19 protein-coding genes are annotated in these 17,565 nt (G+C 66.9%); 16 read left to right on the top strand and 3 right to left on the bottom strand.

Annotated features, from left to right (window positions below):
• Window position 1: 1 nt before the first annotated feature.
• Window positions 2–1,381 carry a glycosyltransferase family 87 protein gene (locus tag DM992_RS33820; RefSeq protein WP_111020648.1) on the bottom strand — a complete coding sequence of 460 codons (1,380 nt, stop codon included), beginning with the start codon at window positions 1,379–1,381 and terminating at the stop codon, window positions 2–4.
• Window positions 1,378–2,616, bottom strand: a complete 1,239-nt coding sequence (locus DM992_RS33815) for a glycosyltransferase family 87 protein (RefSeq protein WP_111020647.1) — start codon at window positions 2,614–2,616, stop codon at window positions 1,378–1,380. Before DM992_RS33815 ends, DM992_RS33820 begins: the two co-directional genes overlap by 4 nt.
• A 622-nt stretch (window positions 2,617–3,238) precedes the next feature.
• Here DM992_RS33815 and DM992_RS42000 point away from each other — a divergent pair.
• The 16 genes from DM992_RS42000 to DM992_RS33740 all read left to right on the top strand — a co-directional run bounded on the left by DM992_RS42000 (window position 3,239) and on the right by DM992_RS33740 (window position 16,642).
• Window positions 3,239–3,415, top strand: a complete 177-nt coding sequence (locus DM992_RS42000) for a hypothetical protein (RefSeq protein ID WP_162631802.1) — start codon at window positions 3,239–3,241, stop codon at window positions 3,413–3,415.
• Between the two features lie 248 nt (window positions 3,416–3,663).
• A complete protein-coding gene (locus DM992_RS33810; protein WP_111020646.1) occupies window positions 3,664–3,855 on the top strand; it encodes a Flp family type IVb pilin in 192 nt (63 codons plus the stop codon).
• Between the two features lie 141 nt (window positions 3,856–3,996).
• Window positions 3,997–4,188 carry a Flp family type IVb pilin gene (locus tag DM992_RS33805; RefSeq protein WP_111020645.1) on the top strand — a complete coding sequence of 64 codons (192 nt, stop codon included), beginning with the start codon at window positions 3,997–3,999 and terminating at the stop codon, window positions 4,186–4,188.
• Between the two features lie 80 nt (window positions 4,189–4,268).
• Window positions 4,269–4,478 (top strand): Flp family type IVb pilin, encoded by a 210-nt coding sequence (locus tag DM992_RS33800; RefSeq protein WP_034182332.1) that lies wholly within the window; start codon window positions 4,269–4,271, stop codon window positions 4,476–4,478.
• Window positions 4,479–4,506: 28 nt separating this feature from the next.
• Window positions 4,507–5,046 (top strand): prepilin peptidase, encoded by a 540-nt coding sequence (locus tag DM992_RS33795; RefSeq protein ID WP_111020644.1) that lies wholly within the window; start codon window positions 4,507–4,509, stop codon window positions 5,044–5,046.
• Between the two features lie 32 nt (window positions 5,047–5,078).
• On the top strand, window positions 5,079–6,479 hold the full coding sequence (locus DM992_RS33790) for an ATP-binding protein (protein ID WP_111020643.1): 1,401 nt from the start codon (window positions 5,079–5,081) through the stop codon (window positions 6,477–6,479).
• Between the two features lie 35 nt (window positions 6,480–6,514).
• On the top strand, window positions 6,515–7,360 hold the full coding sequence (gene cpaB, locus DM992_RS33785) for a Flp pilus assembly protein CpaB (protein WP_111020642.1): 846 nt from the start codon (window positions 6,515–6,517) through the stop codon (window positions 7,358–7,360).
• 104 nt (window positions 7,361–7,464) lie between these two features.
• Window positions 7,465–9,396: a type II and III secretion system protein family protein gene (locus tag DM992_RS33780; protein ID WP_111020641.1), complete on the top strand. Its 1,932-nt coding sequence runs from the start codon at window positions 7,465–7,467 to the stop codon at window positions 9,394–9,396.
• A gap of 21 nt (window positions 9,397–9,417) precedes the next feature.
• Complete coding sequence (locus DM992_RS33775) at window positions 9,418–9,720, top strand: hypothetical protein (protein ID WP_034182327.1); 303 nt, start codon at window positions 9,418–9,420, stop codon at window positions 9,718–9,720.
• A gap of 25 nt (window positions 9,721–9,745) precedes the next feature.
• Window positions 9,746–11,011: a TadE/TadG family type IV pilus assembly protein gene (locus DM992_RS33770; RefSeq protein ID WP_111020640.1), complete on the top strand. Its 1,266-nt coding sequence runs from the start codon at window positions 9,746–9,748 to the stop codon at window positions 11,009–11,011.
• 12 nt (window positions 11,012–11,023) lie between these two features.
• Window positions 11,024–11,557, top strand: a complete 534-nt coding sequence (locus DM992_RS33765; protein WP_111020639.1) for a TadE/TadG family type IV pilus assembly protein — start codon at window positions 11,024–11,026, stop codon at window positions 11,555–11,557.
• Window positions 11,554–11,997, top strand: coding sequence for a TadE/TadG family type IV pilus assembly protein (locus DM992_RS33760; protein WP_111020638.1), 444 nt, complete (start codon window positions 11,554–11,556; stop codon window positions 11,995–11,997). The genes DM992_RS33765 and DM992_RS33760 overlap by 4 nt, the downstream gene beginning before the upstream one ends.
• A 22-nt stretch (window positions 11,998–12,019) precedes the next feature.
• Window positions 12,020–13,228: an AAA family ATPase gene (locus DM992_RS33755; RefSeq protein WP_111020637.1), complete on the top strand. Its 1,209-nt coding sequence runs from the start codon at window positions 12,020–12,022 to the stop codon at window positions 13,226–13,228.
• Between the two features lie 18 nt (window positions 13,229–13,246).
• On the top strand, window positions 13,247–14,614 hold the full coding sequence (locus tag DM992_RS33750; RefSeq protein ID WP_111020636.1) for a CpaF family protein: 1,368 nt from the start codon (window positions 13,247–13,249) through the stop codon (window positions 14,612–14,614).
• A 33-nt stretch (window positions 14,615–14,647) separates the two neighbouring features.
• Window positions 14,648–15,625: a type II secretion system F family protein gene (locus DM992_RS33745; RefSeq protein WP_111020635.1), complete on the top strand. Its 978-nt coding sequence runs from the start codon at window positions 14,648–14,650 to the stop codon at window positions 15,623–15,625.
• Window positions 15,626–15,661: 36 nt separating this feature from the next.
• Window positions 15,662–16,642: a type II secretion system F family protein gene (locus DM992_RS33740; protein ID WP_111020634.1), complete on the top strand. Its 981-nt coding sequence runs from the start codon at window positions 15,662–15,664 to the stop codon at window positions 16,640–16,642.
• A gap of 561 nt (window positions 16,643–17,203) precedes the next feature.
• Here the strand turns inward: DM992_RS33740 and DM992_RS41995 are convergent.
• The gene (locus DM992_RS41995) at window positions 17,204–17,431 is read right to left on the bottom strand and encodes a hypothetical protein (RefSeq protein ID WP_162631801.1); all 228 of its coding nucleotides are present in this window, start codon (window positions 17,429–17,431) and stop codon (window positions 17,204–17,206) included.
• Window positions 17,432–17,565: the final 134 nt, after the last annotated feature.

The raw sequence follows: 17,565 nt of genomic DNA, 5'->3' as shown, positions 1-17,565 counted from the left end.
TTCACCGGCCGGCGCCGAGCGTCGGGCGGCCGGTGCGGCGCATTCCGTGCGCCGGGCGGTGGTGCGGTCGGACCGGATGTGCGAAGCCGGTCTCGGTCGAGTCGTCGCGTGCGTCGGGCATCGACGGCACGTCGTGTCTTTCCTGCGCGATCCGGCTGACGAGCAGCGCGAGCGACGCGAGCGTCACGAGCGGCATGAACTGGAACGACAGATGCGAGACGACCGCGAGGCCCGCGAGCGGCATCGGCCACAACAGCATCAGCCATTCGCGATCGAAGCGGCGCCAGCCGTGCGTCCACGCATAACGCGCGTACCACGCGATCACGATGCCGTACCAGGTCAGGTCGTAGTCGTACAGATAGGGACTGACGAGCAGGCATGCGCATGCAAGGGTCGCGGCGCGCAGCGCGTAGGAACACGCGCCGCGCCACGCGTAGACGACGGCGATCGCGGCGGCCGCGGCCGACAGCAGCTGAAGGCCGCGCGCGACGATCGCGGGCCAGCCGGCCATCGTCGCGAGTGCGAACACGGTCGGCATGCGGGCGAGCTTGGCGTGGCCGGTGCCGACGATCGTATAGGCGTTGCCGATCACATGCGCGAACGTGACCCACGGGCCGACACCGAACGCGAGCGTCGCGAGCGCGGCGCAGCCGGCGATCGTCGCGGCCCACGCGGCCAGCGCGCGCCACTGGCCCGCGCACAGCAGCGCGAGCGGGAACAGCACCGCGAGCTGCGGCTTCATCGTCAGCAAGCCGAAGCAGATCCCCGCGCATACGGGGCGGCGGTTCAGCGCGAGCAGGCCGATGCCGGCGAGTGTCGCGGTAAAGAGGCTGGTCTGGCCGACGATCACGGTGAGGAACGCGCCGGGGAACGCGAGCGCGCACAGCCACGCGGCATCGCGCTGCACGGTCGCGCGGATCGTCGCGGCGAACAGCACATACGTGACGCCGAGCCACAGCACGAGTGCCAGCATGTACGGCAGCCAGCCGAGCGGCAGCACGAGCAGCAGCATCGTCGGCGGATAGAGCCACGGCAGTGCGCCGTCCGCGAGCGTCATCGTCGGGACTGCCAGTTTCTGGACCGCGAACAGCGTGGGGAAATGCCATGCGTCGGCACCGTGCCCGTGCGCGGCAAGCCGCGCGGCGCTCCAGATCGGCGAGAAATCCTGCGACAGCTGTTCCAGTGCACCGTTGTGCGACAGGACCACGCGGGTCACGTAGATGACGATGAACAGCAGTTCCGTCAACAGCACGGCGGCCGCATAAAGGCGCACGCGATCGCGATTGAGCCAGTGCGGATAGCGGCGCGGGCCCGCGATCGGGAGTTCCGGATGCAGATCGACGGCGGAATGCGCATGGCGGGCGAACGAAGGCGCTTTCATTGCGTGCTCCGTGACGCGAGCGCCGTGCGGCGCACGACGACGAACAGCACCGCGAGCAGCACGACCGGCCCGATCTGCGGCAGCTTCATCAGCCGGTTGAACATCTCGAAGATCGGCAGCAGCCACGCGAGCACGAGGATGCCCTGGTCGCCGGGCAGCCAGCCTTCGTCGAGACCGTGTGCGATCAGGCAGAAGATCGCGATGCCGAGCCAGGTCAGTTCGTAGTTCCACAGATACGGCGTCGTCAGCAGCGTGGCGACGGCCAGCACCGCGGCGCGCAGGCGCATGTCGCGCGTGCGGCGCCATACGTCGACGGCCGCAGCGATCGCCAGCAGCGCGACCGCCGCTTGCGCGGCCAGTGCGGCCGCCACCGGCGCACCCGCGAGCCGCAACGCGGCGAACGGCGTCGGCGACGCGAGCCAGTACGACGCGAGCATGAAATGCTGGTCGCGTACCGTCGACATGGCGTGGCTCAACCCGTGCAGCGCGCCGGGCCCGGCCAGTGCGACCCCGGCCGCCGCGAACAGCGTCGCGCTGATCGCCGCCGCCGCGAACGTGCGCCACGCCCGCGCCGCGATCAGCACGAACGGAAACACGACGGCGAGTTGCGGCTTGATCGCGAGCAGCCCGATCAGCACGCCGGCCGCGACCGGACGCTTGCCGAGCAGATGCAGTGCGAGTGCGGCGAGGCCGGCGGTCAGGATGCTGTTCTGGCCGAACAGCGCGGACATGCACACCGCCGAATAAGCGACCACGACGAGCGCCGCGGCGCGCGGGTGGGGAAGATGCGCGCGCAATCCCGACAACCGCGAGACGGCGAACGCGTAGCATAAAAGACTGCCCGCGAAAAAGAGGAAATATGCGGGCAGGAAAGGCACAAGGGCAACCGGCGCGATGAACAGCAACATCGTCGGCGGATAGAGCCAGGGAAGCGGCCGGTGCTGCAGATACGCACCGAAGTGCGCGAACTCGGCCTGCAGGAATGACGAAGAGTCGTAGGCCGCTGCGGCATGGCCTTGCAACACGAGGTGCGATGCGGTCCAGAAGACCGAGAAGTCGGTGCCCGGGCGGGCGGTGGCATTCGACGTGAAGCCGTCCGTCACGACGCCCCAGACGGCCAGCAGCGCGGCGAAGAGCATCAGCATGATGCAGCTGTACGGAACGATCCGGTCCGCCGTCAGCCATTGAGCCCGGCATATGGCGCGATCGCGCGTTCCACGATTGGCTGTGTACATGATGCCCCGTATGTAGTGGAGGCTGCTTGGTCTGTCGCAGCCGTTTCATGTTGTCGTGCTGCCGGATCGAATCGCTCTGAATGGCGTTGTCCGGTGAACTCATTGTTGAAGAAAAAATCGCGTGATGCAAACCGCGCACTGGAAGCCGTGATCCCGATCAATCGGTGACAGGCGTGAAAGCCGCGTTTTCAGGTATGAGAAAACGACCCGGCCGGGTTTCATGTTTCTGGCTTGAAACATTCCGCGTTTTTGAGCGGTGGCGCGTCCCGCCGATCCCGTGAAATGCAACCGGCTGCCCGCGTTCGGGAAAGTCCCGAGAAAAAATTTTGGACCCTTTGTGCAGCGCGGCGGCGAGCGTTCCGGCGTACCTCGCCCGCGGGAATGCATATATCAAAGTTGAAACATTTCGTTCGTCGCACCATTGGCGCATGAACCCGGGGATCGCCGGAACCCTTGATACGCCTGGATTTTGCTCGAGGTGGCCTGCTCTTTGCGTTAGCGTTGGCACGGCAGTCGACGACGTGACGACCGGGCGGTTCCGGGAACAGACGGAACCAGCTTCGGAATCACCTGCGGAGAAGAGGGCCGGAGCGCGTCGGGGAAAACACGCAGCTCCAGGTCGATGAACCGCGAGAACCTTCGTCGATCGGCCAACGAGACCCGGGATCGTCAGGGCAAAAAGAAATCGGCATCGCAGCAGACGGGGAATAAAAATGAAACAGCAAAGCACATCGCGGCCGGCGAGCCGCGACAAAAGCGATTTTCAGCCTCGCCGGGAGTTCGGCTCCCGCTCAATTGAATTCCGTGCGTCGAACGGCTGTCACGCCGTTCAGGTCGATCGTCCAGCCCGGTTTATCCGGCTGATCGAACCGTACGCGCATCTCTCGCGTTCCCTCTCACAGAAATCCGTTCTCACGGACAGGTGTGCGCATCCCTGTCCTCGCAGCTGAGCGTCGCGTTTCGATTTTCTTGTAGTGCCGGTGGTGCCCGTCCCCGACGTCATGACAGACGAAGGGTATTTCATAGCAGTCCGAAAGGAGAGTGCTCATGTCAAGAATCATCGAAAAGATCGCCTGGTTCACTCGGGATCAGCGCGGCGTGACGGCCATTGAATACGGCCTGATCGCCGCACTGATCGCGATCGGCATCGTCGCCGCGTTGGCGACGGTCGGTACGGATCTGAAGACCGTGTTCAACACGGTCGCGGACGATCTGGAATCGGTAGTAGCAGGCATTTGATGGACGGTACGGGGAACGGCTCATCCGAATCGTTCGTCGTCACCACACGGCATTAACAACTTTCCTCGACGTATCGATGCCAGATCGATCGATCCAGCCGGTACACGAGGGCTTTGAAAGTCATCACGCAAGGAGATAACCATGTCCAAGTTCATTCAACAAGCCAGCCGTTTCGTCCGCGATGAAGACGGCGTGACCGCCATCGAATACGGCCTGATCGCCGCACTGATCGCGGTAGGCATCATCCTCGCGCTGTCGACGATCGGGAAGGACCTCAAGACCGTGTTCAGCACGATCGCGGCCGACCTGGATTCGGCGGTGGCAGGCCTCTGATGGACCGTACCGCGGACGGCTCGGCTGGTGCAGTGCTCGAGCCGTCCCGGTCATCTGATCAACCGGAACCGGAGACCATCATGCAAGCCAGGGTGCGTGCCGTATGTCGCCGCTGGATCGGCGACGAGCAGGGCGTGACGTCGATCGAATATGCGTTGCTCGGGGCGATGTTCGCCGTCGCGGTGCTGGGCAGCGTCGTCACGCTGAGAGGTTCGCTGGCCGATACGTACGAGGTGATTGCAACAGCCTTGACGGCTGCCGTGACCACCGCGCTTGCAATGGTTTCCTGATCCTTCGATTCGCTCCGCGAGGTTCGCCATGTTACTCGTTGCGCCGCCTTACCCGGTTCCGTTGTGCGTGACGCTGCTCGCGGTCGCCGCGGCCAGCACGGACATCGCAGCCCGCCGCATTCCGAACCGCCTCGTCGCGGTCGGACTCGTCGGCGCGCTGGTCGCCCAGTGCACGCTGCACGGCGTCCTGGCAGGCGCACTCGGATGGCTCGCGGGAGCAGCGACCGGCTTCGGCCTGCTGCTGCCGTTCTACCTGTTGCGCGGGATGGCGGCCGGCGACGTGAAGCTGATGCTCGCGATCGGTGCATGGGTCGGCGCGGAAATGACGTTTTACATCGTGCTGGCCACCTTCGTGGCCGGCGGGATCGGTGCCATCGCGTTCGCGCTGCTGCGCGGGCGGATGCGCCGGATGTGGGCGAACGTCCGCGTGCTGATCGCGCGCCGTTCGCAAGGGGCGCGCGCAGGGGCAGCCGACGGCCCAGCGGAAATCGCGTCGGTCGGCACGCTGCCGTACGGCGTCGCGATCGCGGCCGGCACGCTGGGCATGCTGTTCGCGTCGTGCGCGTAGCGCGACGAGCCCGCAACGAGGATGGAACGACCATGAACACGAACCACACCGAACCGAGACGCGACGCGCAGGTATCCAAACTGCCCGATCCGTTGCCGTCGCGGGAGGTCAATACGAAGCTGGGCGCGCAGTTGCCGGCGGCGCCGCGCTCGCTCGGCGAAACCGGGCTGAGCATGACGTTCGTCGCCGGGCTCGTGCTGAAGTCGACGCTGATGCTCGGCCGCCCGTCGTACGGCGACCTGGTCGAGCGGCACTGCCTGCCGCTCGCGGTGCTCGACGACGTCTTCGCGTTCCTGGTGCGCGAGCATCTCGTCGAGCTCACCCATCGCGGCGCGACCGATCTCGACGTGACGTTCCGCCTGACCGACGCGGGCCGCGTGCTCGCGTTCGAGGAACGCGCGCGCAGCGGCTACAGCGGGCCCGCGCCGGTCACGCTCGACGCATACCTCGAATGCGTGAGCGCGCATTCGGTACGCAAGCTGCACATCGGCCAGGGCGACGTGTGGGCCGCGTTCGAAGGCATCGTGATCGACACGTCGGTCATCGATGCGGCGGCCGCGGCGCTGAACGCGGGCCGTCCGCTGCTGATCTACGGCCCGGCCGGCAGCGGCAAGACCTTCCTCGCCGAGCGGCTCGGCGCGCTGATGCACGGCCGCGTGCCGGTGCCGCACGCGATCTGCGCGGCCGGTGAAGTGATCCAGATCTACGACCCGCTCGTGCACGTCGACGCGGAACCGCAATCCGGCGGCCAGTCGGTCGATCGCCGCTGGCGCCTGTGCAAGCGGCCGGTCGTGATGTCCGGCGGCGAACTGACGCTCGACGAGCTCGACCTGCGCCGCGACGAGGCCGCCGGTTTCTACCAGGCGCCGCCGCACATGAAGGCGAACATGGGCATGTACATCGTCGACGATCTCGGCCGCCAGCGCGTCGAGCCGCGCGACCTGCTCAATCGCTGGCTGCGCCCGCTCGATTGCGGCGTCGATTTCCTGACGCTCGAATCCGGCAACCGCTTCGTGCTGCCGTTCGATGTGTGGCCGGTGTTCTCGAGCAACCTGGCGCCGGAGCAGTTCTGCGACGACGCATTCATGCGCCGCCTCGGCTCGAAGCTTCACGTCGGTCCGCTGTCGATCGACCACTACCGCGCGGTGTACGACGCGGCCTGCGCATCGCTCGGTCTCGTCTCGGCGAGCGATGCATTCGAGTTCCTGCTGCATCGGCTGCATCTGCCGACCGGCAAGGCGTTTCTCGCGTGCTTTCCGGCGGATCTGCTGCGCCTTGTCGCCGCCGGCGCACGTTACCGCGGCGATCCGCCCGAGGTGACGCACGACGCGCTGTACGACGCGTGGGCGAGCTATTTCGGCGCAGCGCCCGAACGGGACGGCAACCATACGCCGCCCGTCGAGCGAGGCGGACGTACGTACATCACCGGTTGAGCCGTTTTTTTCACGAATCGTCGAGGAGCATTGCCATGAAAAACAGTCGAGCGCTCATGATGCTGGCCGTCGCGATGGTCGCGGGTCTTGCCGCGGTCGTGTTCGCGTCCCACTGGCTGGTGCAGACATCCACGAACTCGGTCACGCCCGTCGCGGTGGCGGCCGCGGACCTGAACCTGGGCGAGCCGCTCGGGGCGAACCAGATCCACATGGTGAGCTGGCCGTCGGGCAGCGTGCCGACCGGCGCGTTCACCGATACGAAAACCCTCGAAGGGCGCGTCGTGCGCACCAGCCTGGCGCGCGGCGAGCCGGTGATCGAGTCGAAGCTCGCACCGCTCGGCACGAAGGGCGGGCTGTCCGCGGTGATCGCCGACGGCAGCCGCGCCATCACGGTGCGCGTGAACGACGTGGTCGGCGTCGCGGGCTTCGCGCTGCCGGGCACCTACGTCGACGTGATCGTCAACACGCAGGAGCAGCAGGGCAAGACCGACGGGCAGAGCATCTCCAAGATCGTGCTCGAGCACATCCTGGTGCTCGCCGTCGCGCAGCAGGTCAGCCGCGACGACACCGCACCGAAGGTCGTCAACGCGGTCACGCTGGAAGTCACGCCCGACCAGGCCGAACGGCTCGACCTCGCGCGCAGCGTCGGCACGCTGTCGCTCGTGCTGCGCAACCAGGTCGACCAGAAGACGCTGAACACGGACGGCGCGACCAAGATGACGCTGCTCGGCAAGCCGCCCGTACCCGATTTGCCGCCGCTTCCCGCTCCCGCACAGGTGCGGACGGTGCGCGTGCACGTCGCGTCGCACGCGGCGCCGGCAGCGCGACGCGACTGCGTCGGCGTGCTGACGGGCGTGAAGGGCAGCGTCGAATGTTTCTGAAGCAGATCAACACAGCCAGATAAACAGATCGGCCGCCGGCAGGGTACAGCGGCCTCGGAAGTCGACAACCGGCACGGCGCCGGTCTCTCGGGGGATCACACAAAATGAAGCTCAAACCGCAACGTACAGGTACCGGCCCACTGCGGACGCGCGTCGCACGGGGCACGATGATGGCCGCGATCCTCTGTTCAGGATGGCTGACCGTTTATGGCGCACTGGCCCAGGAAGGCATCGAGGCGGGCGTGCTGACGAAGGGCGGCGCCAGCGCGCCGGCCGCGGTCGGCAAGGGGCCCGTGCAGATGACGATCAGCATGGCGCCGGCGCCGGTCGCCGCGGCCGCCGCTGCGGCGGGGCCGCTGCGCGGGCCGAACTGCGTCGGTGCCGTGCGCGAGTCGACCAGCGTCAGCGTGCCGCTCGGCAAGTCGCTGCTGGTGCCGATGCCGGAGCCGGTCCGCAATCGGACGATCGGCAACCCGGCCGTCGCGCAGGCGACGATGGTGTCGCCGCAGACGCTGTACATCCTCGGGCTGTCGGTCGGCACGACCAACATGATCGTGCAGGGCAAGAGCGGCGCATGCCGCGTGATCGACGTCGCGGTCGGCGCGGACGCAGGCGGCCTGCAGGCATCGCTGCTGCAACTGCTGCCGGGAGAACGTGACATCCGTGTGTCGACCGCCGCCGGCACGATCGTGCTGGCCGGCACGGTGTCGAGCTCGCAGGCCGCGCAGCAGGCCGTGCAGATCGCACGCGCGTACGGCGACAGTGCGGGTGATGCCGGCGGGGGCGGCAAGCAGGGCGCAGGCGTGCTGAACATGCTGAGCGTCACGTCGCCGCAGCAGGTGATGCTCGAGGTGAAGGTGGCCGAGGTGTCGAAGACGCTGATCAACCAGATGGGCAGCGCGTTCAACATCCAGGGCGGGTTCGGTTCGTGGAGCGGCGCGCTGGTCAGCAACCTGCTCGCGGGCGTCGCGAGCGGGGCCATCTTCAACAAGGCGAACAACAAGCCGTTCAGCATCTCGGCCGACGCACAGAACACCGACAACCTCGTCAAGATCCTCGCGGAGCCGAATCTCGTGACGATCAGCGGCCAGGAAGCGACGTTCCTCGCCGGCGGCAAGATCTTCATCCCGATCCCGCAGAGCGGCAGCAACGGCGTCTCGTCGATCACGCTGCAGGAAGAGGAATTCGGCGTCGCGTTGAAGTTCACGCCGACGGTGCTGGCCAACGGCCGGATCAGCCTGAAGGTCGCGCCGGAAGTGTCGGAGCTGTCGCAGACGGGCGTTACGCTGAGTGCGTCCAATATCGGCGGCACGTCGATCCTGCCGCTGATCACGACGCGGCGCGCGTCGACGACGGTGCAGATGAGCGACGGCGAATCGTTCGCGATCGGCGGGCTGATCAAGGACAACGCGAGCGGCGCGCTGAAGGCGATCCCGGGTGTGGGCGAAGTGCCGGTGCTCGGCGCGCTGTTCCGCAGCACGTCGTTCCAGCAGGACCGCACCGAGCTGATCTTCCTGATCACGCCGCACCTCGTGAAGCCGATGCAGACCGCGGACGTGCAGTTGCCGACCGACAGCTTCTCGAAGCCGCACGAAATCGACGTGTACGCGACGGGCAACATGGAAGGCCGCCGCGGGGTCCGCAAGGCGGGCGCGCAACCCGCGAACGGCGCGGCTGCTGCACCGCAGGAGGCACCGGCCCAGGCTCCGGCCCAGGGTCCTGCACCTGCACCGCAATCGGAAGCACCCGCCGCTGCGGCCGCCGCACTGCCCGCGCCGCGCGTGCCGCAGGGCACGGACGCACAGCCGCCGGTGCCGGCCGAGCCGCAGAAGACGCCTGCGCCGGTAGCGGCCACCGCGCCGCAGCCAGACGCGGCAAATGCAGCCCGGGTCGCACGTATCGAAGCCGCCGCCGCGCGCCTCGCGGCGGCCGGCCCCGACACGCCGGCCCAGCCGGCGGCGCGACCGAAGCAACGGGTGCCCGCGGTTGCCCGGGCGCAGGTCGCGCGCTCGGAACCCAAGTCCACCGATCGTTGAAGCCATCCAAGGGGAAGCTCCATGAAATCCGCCTACCTCGTATTCGTGCGCCGCGCGGCGCTCGCCGCACCGCTCGCGTTCGCGCTTGCCGGCTGCATGTCGTCGACCCCGGTGTGGGACAGCCGCTTCGGCGACTCGGTCCGCTCCGTGATGCAGGCCCAGATCATCGACCCGCATGCCGCCGAACACGCGGCATCGGCGTCGGCGTCGGGCATCGACGGCGGCGCCGCCGCGGCCGCGCTCGACAACTACGACAAGTCGTTCAAGCAAATCCAGCCGCCTGCCAATGCGTTCGTGATCGGCATCGGCAAGGCGACTCAATAACGACGGCACGCTCAGGGAGAACGCCATGTCCAGCGCAGCTCGCTATCCGAAAGTCACGCGTCGCGGCCTCCATCGCCAGCGCGGCGCCGTCGCGATCATCGTCGGTCTCGCACTGGCGGTGATGATCGGGTTCGTCGGTCTCGCGCTGGACCTCGGCAAGCTGTACGTCACGCGCAGCGAACTGCAGAACAGCGCCGATGCGTGCGCGCTGTCGGCTGCGCGCGACCTGACTTCGGCCATCAGCCTGTCGGTCGCCGAGGCGAACGGCATCGCCGCCGGCCACCTGAATTTCGTGTTCTTCCAGAACAAGTCGGTGCAGATGCTGACGAATTCGAACATCACGTTCAGCGACTCGCTGTCCAATCCGTTTCTGACGAAGAACTCGGTCGCGACGCCGGCGAACATCAAGTACGTGAAGTGCGTCGCGTCGCTGAGCAACATTGCACACTGGTTCATCGAGGTGCTGAACGTGCTGCCGGGCACGAAGCTCGCGAACGCGGCCGAAGTGTCGGCGAGCGCGATCGCGACGGTCGGCGGCGGGCAGACCACCTGCGCGATCCCGGTGTTCGTGTGCCGCGCGACGGGCGCGCCGTCCTATAAGGTCGGCGACTGGATCACGTCGCCGTCCGGTTCGACCTACGGGCCCGGCAACTTCGGCTGGGCGGCGCTCGACGGCTCGACGAACGAAACGACCATCGCGAGCGAGCTGTCGGGCAACACCTGCAATATCAAGAGCCCGCCCGACCTCGGCAGCACTGGCCTGAAGTCGGCGTCGCTGCGCGCCTGGAATACGCGCTTCGGTATCTATACGAACGGCGCGAACGGCTCGAGCGGCCAGCCCGACTTCACCGGCTACGCGTATGTCGGCCCGAACTACGGGCCGCCCGGAACGCCGGGCATCAAGGGCGACGCATACACGCAGTTCGTGACCGACCGCACGACCTACAAGACCTACCAGGGCGACGGCGCGCCGCCGGCGGGCAGCGGGATCTCAACCAACGGCACCGCGACGGCGAGCAACTACCAGACCTTTGGCGGCGACCGTCGTGTCGCGCTCGCGCCGGAAGGCGACTGCTCGACGCTGAGCGGCAGCAGCGGCAAGGTGCACATCACGCAATGGGATTGCGTGCTGATGCTCGATCCGTTGCCGTTCAGCCCCGGCAGCGGCCCCGTCATAGCCCACCTCGAATACCTCGGCTCGTCCGTATCCGGCAACAATCCGTGCGCGACGCACGGGATGCCCGGCAGCGGCAGCGCGTCCGGGGTCCAGGTGCCGATGCTCGTTCAATAGGGAGAGGCGATCATGAAAAGGCCCCCGTTTCGCCGTTCGCGCACCCGTGGCGTGGTCGCCGTCGAGTTCGCGCTCGTGCTGATGCCGATGATCATGCTCGCGACCGGCGTGGCCGAGTTCGGCCGCGCGATCTACCAGTACGAGACGCTGACCAAGGCGACGCGCGACGCGGCACGCTACCTGTCGGTCTGGCTGCCGACCGACAGCGCGTATCCGGTGGCGGCGGCGCAGTGTCTCGTCGTGTACGGCAGCACGACCTGCGGCTCGGCCGGCACCGAGCTGGTGCCGGGGCTCACCACGTCGATGGTGACCATCTGCGATGCGTCGCATACGACCGGCTGCGGCGATGCGTCCGACCCGGCGCAGTTCTCGAACCTGCCGACCTACGACGCGGACAACAACGCGGCGAGCGGCACCGCGACGGGCAGCATCAACGTCGTCGAAGTGAAGATCAAGGGCTACCAGTACCAACCGATCCCCGCGTACCCGGGGCTGAAGTCGATCACCTTCGGCAACATCGTCACCGTGATGAGGCAAGTGTCATGAATGCGCGCCATTTTCCGCTGTCGCGCCGGCGCGGCGAGCGCGGCTCGACGATCGTCGAGTTCGGGCTCATCGCGTCGGTGCTGATCATGCTGCTGATCGGCATCTTCGAATTCGGCCGCGTGCTGTTTTACTGGAACACCGCGAGCGAGGCCGTACGCCTCGGCGCGCGCACGGCGGTGGTCTGCGACGTGGATGCCGCCGGCGTCGCGAAGCGCGTGACGAAGCTGCTGCCGCTGCTGTCGAGCTCGAACGTGTCGGTGGACTACTCGCCGGCGGGCTGCGACGTGAACACCTGCTCGTTCGTGACCGTGAGCGTCAAGAACGTCACGGTCAAGACGATGATCCCGTTCGTGAACGTGACGATCAAGATGCCACCGTTCACGACAACGCTGCCGCGCGAAAGCCTGACTTCCGCGACTGGCGGCACCGCCTGCAATTAATCGAACAGACGAGGCACACGACATGATCAATATCCTCGTAGCTTCCGACGATACCGCGCGGCTCACGCAGATCGCGCGCCTCGTGGCCGACTGCGGACGCTATCGCGCGACGCGCGCGACCGGACGGCCGTCGCAGATCGAGCATCGCACCGACGGGCTCGACGCGTTCGACATCCTGCTGATCGACGGCACCTCGACCGATCCGTCGGAGCTGTCGGCGATCGAGCGGATCTGCCGCGCGCACGCGGGCCTGACCTGCATCCTCGTGACGGCGGATGCGTCGCCGCACGTGCTGCTGGACGCGATGCGCGCGGGCGCGCGAGACGTGCTGCAGTGGCCGCTCGACCGGCAGGCGCTCGGCAACGCGCTCGAGCGTGCCGCCGCGCAAAGCACGCGAAGCGACACCGACGATACGCGGATCGTGTCGTTCATGTCGTGCAAGGGCGGGGCCGGCACGAGCTTCGTCGCCAGCAACGTCGCGTTCGAGATCGCCGAAGGCTTCAAGCGCCGCGTGCTGCTGATCGACCTGAACCAGCAGTTCGCCGACGCGGCGTTCCTGGTCAGCGACGAAACCCCGCCGTCGACGCTGCCGCAGCTCTGCGCGCAGATCGAGCGGCTCGACGGCGCGTTTCTCGACGCGAGCGTCGCGCACGTGACCGAGAACTTCCACGTGCTCGCGGGTGCCGGCGACCCGGTCAAGGCCGCCGAGATGCGCGAGGACGCGCTCGAATGGATCCTCGGCGTCGCCGCGCCGCGCTACGACTTCGTGATCTTCGACATCGGTGTCGGCATCAATCCGCTGTCGATGGTCGCGCTCGATCGCAGCGACCAGATCCAGCTCGTGCTGCAGCCCGCGATGCCGCACGTGCGCGCCGGCCGCCGGCTGCTGGAGATCCTCGTGTCGCTTGGCTACTCGACCGACCAGATGCGACTGGTCGTGAACCGCGCGACGCGCGCGAGCGACCGGACCCGCACCGCGCTCGAGGAGGTGCTCGGCCTGCAGGCCGCCTGCATGATTCCCGACGACGCCGACACCGTGCTCGAAGCGATCAACCAGGGGCATCCGGTGTCGCGGCTCGCGCGCGGTACCGCAGTCGCGCGTGCATTGCAGGGCTACGCGAAGCAAGTCGTCGACGGCGAGGTGCGCGCCGGACGCAGCGCGACGCGCAGCGAACCGCTGATGTCCCGGCTGTTCGGCCGCAAGGCCACGCCGAAGCTCAAGTCCATGTAAATCTCTCGGGGAACCGTCATGTCATTGCGCGAACAGATGTCCTTGCACCGAGCCCAGCCGCTGGCGGCGGGCAGCGAGCCGGCCGGCCCGGCGCATTCGTCGGTACGCGACGCATACCAGAAGCTGCGCCGCGAAATTCACCAGGCCGTGCTCGAACGCGTCGAGCTGGAGCGCCTGTCGCGGTTGCCGCAGGAGCAGGTCCGCCAGGAAATCTCCTCGCTGATTTCGCGCATCCTCGACGACGAGCGGACGCCCGCGAACGACATCGAGCGGCGCCAGCTCGCGATCGACGTGTACGACGAGATGTTCGGCTTCGGCCCGCTCGAAGCGCTGCTGCGCGACCCGAGCATCTCCGACATCCTCGTGAACACGTACCGGCAGGTTTATGTCGAACGCTGCGGCCAGCTCGAACTGACCGACGTGACGTTCTACGACGACGCGCACCTGATGAAGGTGATCGAGAAGATCGTGTCGCGCGTCGGGCGCCGCATCGACGAATCGAGCCCGATGGTCGATGCGCGGCTGCCGGACGGCTCGCGCGTGAACGCGATCATCCCGCCGTCGGCGATCGACGGGCCGCTGATGTCGATCCGGCGTTTCGCGGTCAACCCGCTGAAGATGGACGACCTGGTGCGCTACCACAGCCTGACGCCGCCGATGGCGGAGCTGCTCGATGCGCTGTCGCGCGCCAAGGTGAACGTGCTCGTGTCGGGCGGCACGGGCAGCGGCAAGACGACGCTGCTCAACATCCTGTCCGGCTTCATCCCGCGCAACGAGCGGATCGTGACGATCGAGGACGCCGCCGAGCTGCAGCTCCAGCAGCCGCACGTGCTGCGGCTCGAAACGCGCCCGCCGAACATCGAGGGCAAGGGCGAGATCACGCAGCGCACGCTGGTGCGCAACGCACTGCGGATGCGGCCGGACCGGATCATCCTCGGCGAAGTGCGCGGCGCCGAAGCGCTCGACATGCTCAACGCGATGAACACCGGCCACGAAGGCTCGCTCGCGACGATCCACGCGAACACGCCGCGCGATGCGCTGACGCGGCTCGAGAACATGATCAGCGTCTCCGGCCTGTCGCTGCCGCCGAAGACGATGCGCCAGCAGATCGCGTCGGCGATCTCGGTGGTCGTGCAGGCGGCACGGCTGACGGACGGCAAGCGCAAGATCGTCAGCATCCAGGAGCTGACCGGGATGGAAGGCGACATCATCAACATGCAGGAGATCTTCACGTTCAAGCGCACGGGCGTGGATCGCGACGGCACGGTACGCGGCCACTTCTGCGCGACCGGCGTGCGGCCGAAGTTCGTCGAGCGGCTGCAGGCGTTCGGCATCAACCTGCCGGATTCGCTGTACGACCCGTCCCAGCGTTACGAGACGGACTGACGATATGGCGCCGTGTGCTGCCGGGGAGGCCTCATGAACACGATTTTTTACGGTTTTGTGATTCTCACCTTCGTCGCGGTCGTGCTCGCGATCGAAGGCATCTATCAATGGTGGAACGCGCGGCACGGCGCCGCGGCGCGCCGGATCGAATCGCGCATTCGCGCGATGTCGGCCGGCGGCAACGTGCAGCAGGAGCGGCTGTCGATCCTGAAGAAGCGGATGCTCGACGAATCGAAGCCGTTCGACCGGCTGCTGTTGCGCTTGCCGCGCGTGCACGCGCTCGATCTCGTGATCCAGCAATCGGGCCTCGACTGGACGCTTCCGAAGCTGATCGTGCTCAGCGTGGTGTTCGCGGCGTTCACGTGGCTCGCGCTGAGCGTCGCCACGCTGCCGCAACTGGCCGCGCTGCCGGCAGCGCTGTTTGCCGCGTGCCTGCCGACGATGTACGTGATGCGCCGCCGTGCGCGCCGGATGCTCAAGCTCGAGCGGCAGCTGCCGGACATCTGCGACATGATCGCGCGCGCGCTGCGTTCCGGTCATTCGTTCACGGGCACGCTCGGGATGGTCGGCGACGAGTTTCCCGATCCGATGGGCGGCGAGTTCCGGATCACGTTCGACGAAGTCAACTACGGCGTGTCGCTGCACGACGCGCTGATGAACCTCGCGACGCGCGTGCCGGTGCAGGATCTGCGCTACTTCGTGATCGCGGTGCTGATCCAGCGCGAGACGGGCGGCAACCTGGCCGAGCTGCTCGACAGCATCGCCGCGCTGATCCGCGAGCGCTTCAAGCTGTTCGACAAGGTGCGCGTGCTGTCGGCGGAAGGGCGGCTGTCGGCGTGGATTCTCGGGCTGCTGCCGTTCGGCACCGCCGCGGTGATGGCGCTGCTGAACCGCGAGTTCCTGTCCGTGCTCTGGGAGGATCCGGCAGGGATCAAGATGGTCGGCGGGATGCTGGTGTCGATGCTCTTCGGCCTGTTCTGGATCCGCCGGATTGTCCGGATTCGCGTCTGACGTGCGAGTCGAATAACGAACCGTTGCGAGGTTGTCATGCAAAATCTGAACGTGGTACAGGCCGTGATGCTGGGCGGCTTGTTCATCTTCGTGGCCGGCGGTGCGCTCGTCGCGATGCTGCTGTTCGCGCCGCGCAGCATCCAGCGCCGGCTCCAGCAGGCCGGCGGGGCCGGTGCGGGCTCGGGTGCCGTCGCGGGCCCGGGCGATGGCGACGACCTGGCGTCGCGCTGGGTCGCGAAGCTGGTCGATCTGTCCACCCCGATCTCGAAGCTGTCGGTGCCGAAGGAGGGTTGGGAGAATTCGCCGCTGCGCGTCCGTCTGATGAATGCCGGATGGCGCAACTCGAGCGCGGCCGCGCTGTATTTCACCGCGAAGACGGTGCTTGCGCTCGCGCTGCCGTGCGTGGCGCTGCTGGGGCTGATCACGACCAAGCTCGGCGACGAGCGTGCGCTGTTGTCGGCCATCCTCGTGGCGCTCGCCGGGATCGGCTACTACATCCCGAACATCGTGCTGTCGCAGCGGGTCAAGGTGCGCCAGCAGACAATCTTCGAGGATTTTCCGGACGCGCTCGACCTGCTGACGGTGTGCGTCGAAGCGGGGCTCGGGCTCGATGCGGCGCTGATGCGGGTGAGCGAGGAACTGCGGTTTCGCAGCGAGGTGGTCGCGGGCGAACTCGACCTGCTGCTGCTCGAGATGCGCTCCGGCTTCACGAAGGAGACGGCGCTGCGCAATTTCGCGCTGCGCACCGGCGTCGAGGACATCGAGTCGTTCTGCGCGATGCTGATCCAGGCCGATCGCTTCGGCACGAGCATCAGCGAATCGCTGCGTGTGCTGTCGGACATGCTGCGCACGCGGCGGCGCATGCGCGCGGAAGAGCGTGCGGCGAAGATCGCGCTGAAGCTGCTGTTCCCGCTGATCTTCTGCATTTTTCCCGCGCTGATGCTGGTGCTGCTCGGGCCGGCGATGATTCACGTCTATCGCGTGCTGCTGCCGACGTTCGTCAGCATCGCGCCGTGAGCGGCGGACACGCGCGGCTTCGAGCGCAGCGCCAAAGGTTTTGCGTGCCGGCCCCGACACACGCGCCGGCCGGCACGGCAACCGGCTTCATGGAGGCTCCCTCCCCAGGCGGCGCCGCGAGACAGGTCGACCATAGCGGCGTCAACGCAACCTGGACCCATGGTCGGCCATGGAGCAAGCCGTAGTCCACCGCCCTCATCGGCTGCCCCCTACTGCTAACCCTGAAGGCCCCGTTGCCGGCATTGCGCCGGCGCGGTTAAAAGCGACGGAAAAACGCTGAACGTCTGCGGTGAAATTAATCCGGTTCAATAATGTGCGGGATTGTTCATCGAGTTGTTGATTGCGATTGCTTCCCGTTCGTTATTGGCGCAACGCGGGAACACGGCGTTTGACGAAACGTTCGAATCGATGAAGGCAATTTGTAATTTTCGTCGCGTGGCCCCGTCCGGCCGGCAGGCAGCCAGGACGGCACGGACCGGCGCTTTACGCGCACCGGCGCCGTGCGCGCTATCCGAAAATCTCCTTGAAATCCCCAGTGCTAATTTCTAGCATTATTCAAAATCAAACTCGTATGACGGTGTGAACACGAAAAACGTCACGCATGCCGGAAAGACCGAACAAAAACACTTGAAAATCAAGAGACTGCCCGACAATACGGAAAACAGGCCAGTTATGCACGATCAAGGCCGGGGGAATCATGAACAAGCAATCAGCGGCAAGCAGGCAGCCTGACGCTTCATCGAGCCGGCGTCCACGGGCCTCGAACGGCCGCGCGAATCCGCCGCGCATCCTTCCCGGTCCGCTTCCTCCCGATTCCTGACCACCGGCGCGTACCACCGCGCCCGCAAGCCCGTTTCCGCACCGACGTCCAGCACCGCGAAGCACACGCGTAACGGCCCGCGCACGGCCGGCGCGGCGGCGCG

The organism is Burkholderia sp. JP2-270 (genome assembly GCF_003233675.1).
Lineage (GTDB): Bacteria > Pseudomonadota > Gammaproteobacteria > Burkholderiales > Burkholderiaceae > Burkholderia > Burkholderia pyrrocinia_C.
This window is presented reverse-complemented; position numbering and strand designations above follow the sequence as displayed.

Excerpts from the sequence above, each read along its gene's own strand:
- DM992_RS33820 (WP_111020648.1), bottom strand. The coding sequence starts at position 1,381 with ATGAAAGCGCCTTCGTTCGCCCGCCATGCGCATTCCGCCGTCGATCTG.
- DM992_RS33815 (WP_111020647.1), bottom strand. The coding sequence starts at position 2,616 with ATGTACACAGCCAATCGTGGAACGCGCGATCGCGCCATATGCCGGGCT.
- DM992_RS42000 (WP_162631802.1), top strand. The coding sequence starts at position 3,239 with ATGAACCGCGAGAACCTTCGTCGATCGGCCAACGAGACCCGGGATCGT.
- DM992_RS33810 (WP_111020646.1), top strand. The coding sequence starts at position 3,664 with ATGTCAAGAATCATCGAAAAGATCGCCTGGTTCACTCGGGATCAGCGC.
- DM992_RS33805 (WP_111020645.1), top strand. The coding sequence starts at position 3,997 with ATGTCCAAGTTCATTCAACAAGCCAGCCGTTTCGTCCGCGATGAAGAC.
- DM992_RS33800 (WP_034182332.1), top strand. The coding sequence starts at position 4,269 with ATGCAAGCCAGGGTGCGTGCCGTATGTCGCCGCTGGATCGGCGACGAG.
- DM992_RS33795 (WP_111020644.1), top strand. The coding sequence starts at position 4,507 with ATGTTACTCGTTGCGCCGCCTTACCCGGTTCCGTTGTGCGTGACGCTG.
- DM992_RS33790 (WP_111020643.1), top strand. The coding sequence starts at position 5,079 with ATGAACACGAACCACACCGAACCGAGACGCGACGCGCAGGTATCCAAA.
- cpaB (WP_111020642.1), top strand. The coding sequence starts at position 6,515 with ATGAAAAACAGTCGAGCGCTCATGATGCTGGCCGTCGCGATGGTCGCG.
- DM992_RS33780 (WP_111020641.1), top strand. The coding sequence starts at position 7,465 with ATGAAGCTCAAACCGCAACGTACAGGTACCGGCCCACTGCGGACGCGC.
- DM992_RS33775 (WP_034182327.1), top strand. The coding sequence starts at position 9,418 with ATGAAATCCGCCTACCTCGTATTCGTGCGCCGCGCGGCGCTCGCCGCA.
- DM992_RS33770 (WP_111020640.1), top strand. The coding sequence starts at position 9,746 with ATGTCCAGCGCAGCTCGCTATCCGAAAGTCACGCGTCGCGGCCTCCAT.
- DM992_RS33765 (WP_111020639.1), top strand. The coding sequence starts at position 11,024 with ATGAAAAGGCCCCCGTTTCGCCGTTCGCGCACCCGTGGCGTGGTCGCC.
- DM992_RS33760 (WP_111020638.1), top strand. The coding sequence starts at position 11,554 with ATGAATGCGCGCCATTTTCCGCTGTCGCGCCGGCGCGGCGAGCGCGGC.
- DM992_RS33755 (WP_111020637.1), top strand. The coding sequence starts at position 12,020 with ATGATCAATATCCTCGTAGCTTCCGACGATACCGCGCGGCTCACGCAG.
- DM992_RS33750 (WP_111020636.1), top strand. The coding sequence starts at position 13,247 with ATGTCATTGCGCGAACAGATGTCCTTGCACCGAGCCCAGCCGCTGGCG.
- DM992_RS33745 (WP_111020635.1), top strand. The coding sequence starts at position 14,648 with ATGAACACGATTTTTTACGGTTTTGTGATTCTCACCTTCGTCGCGGTC.
- DM992_RS33740 (WP_111020634.1), top strand. The coding sequence starts at position 15,662 with ATGCAAAATCTGAACGTGGTACAGGCCGTGATGCTGGGCGGCTTGTTC.
- DM992_RS41995 (WP_162631801.1), bottom strand. The coding sequence starts at position 17,431 with ATGCGCGGCGGATTCGCGCGGCCGTTCGAGGCCCGTGGACGCCGGCTC.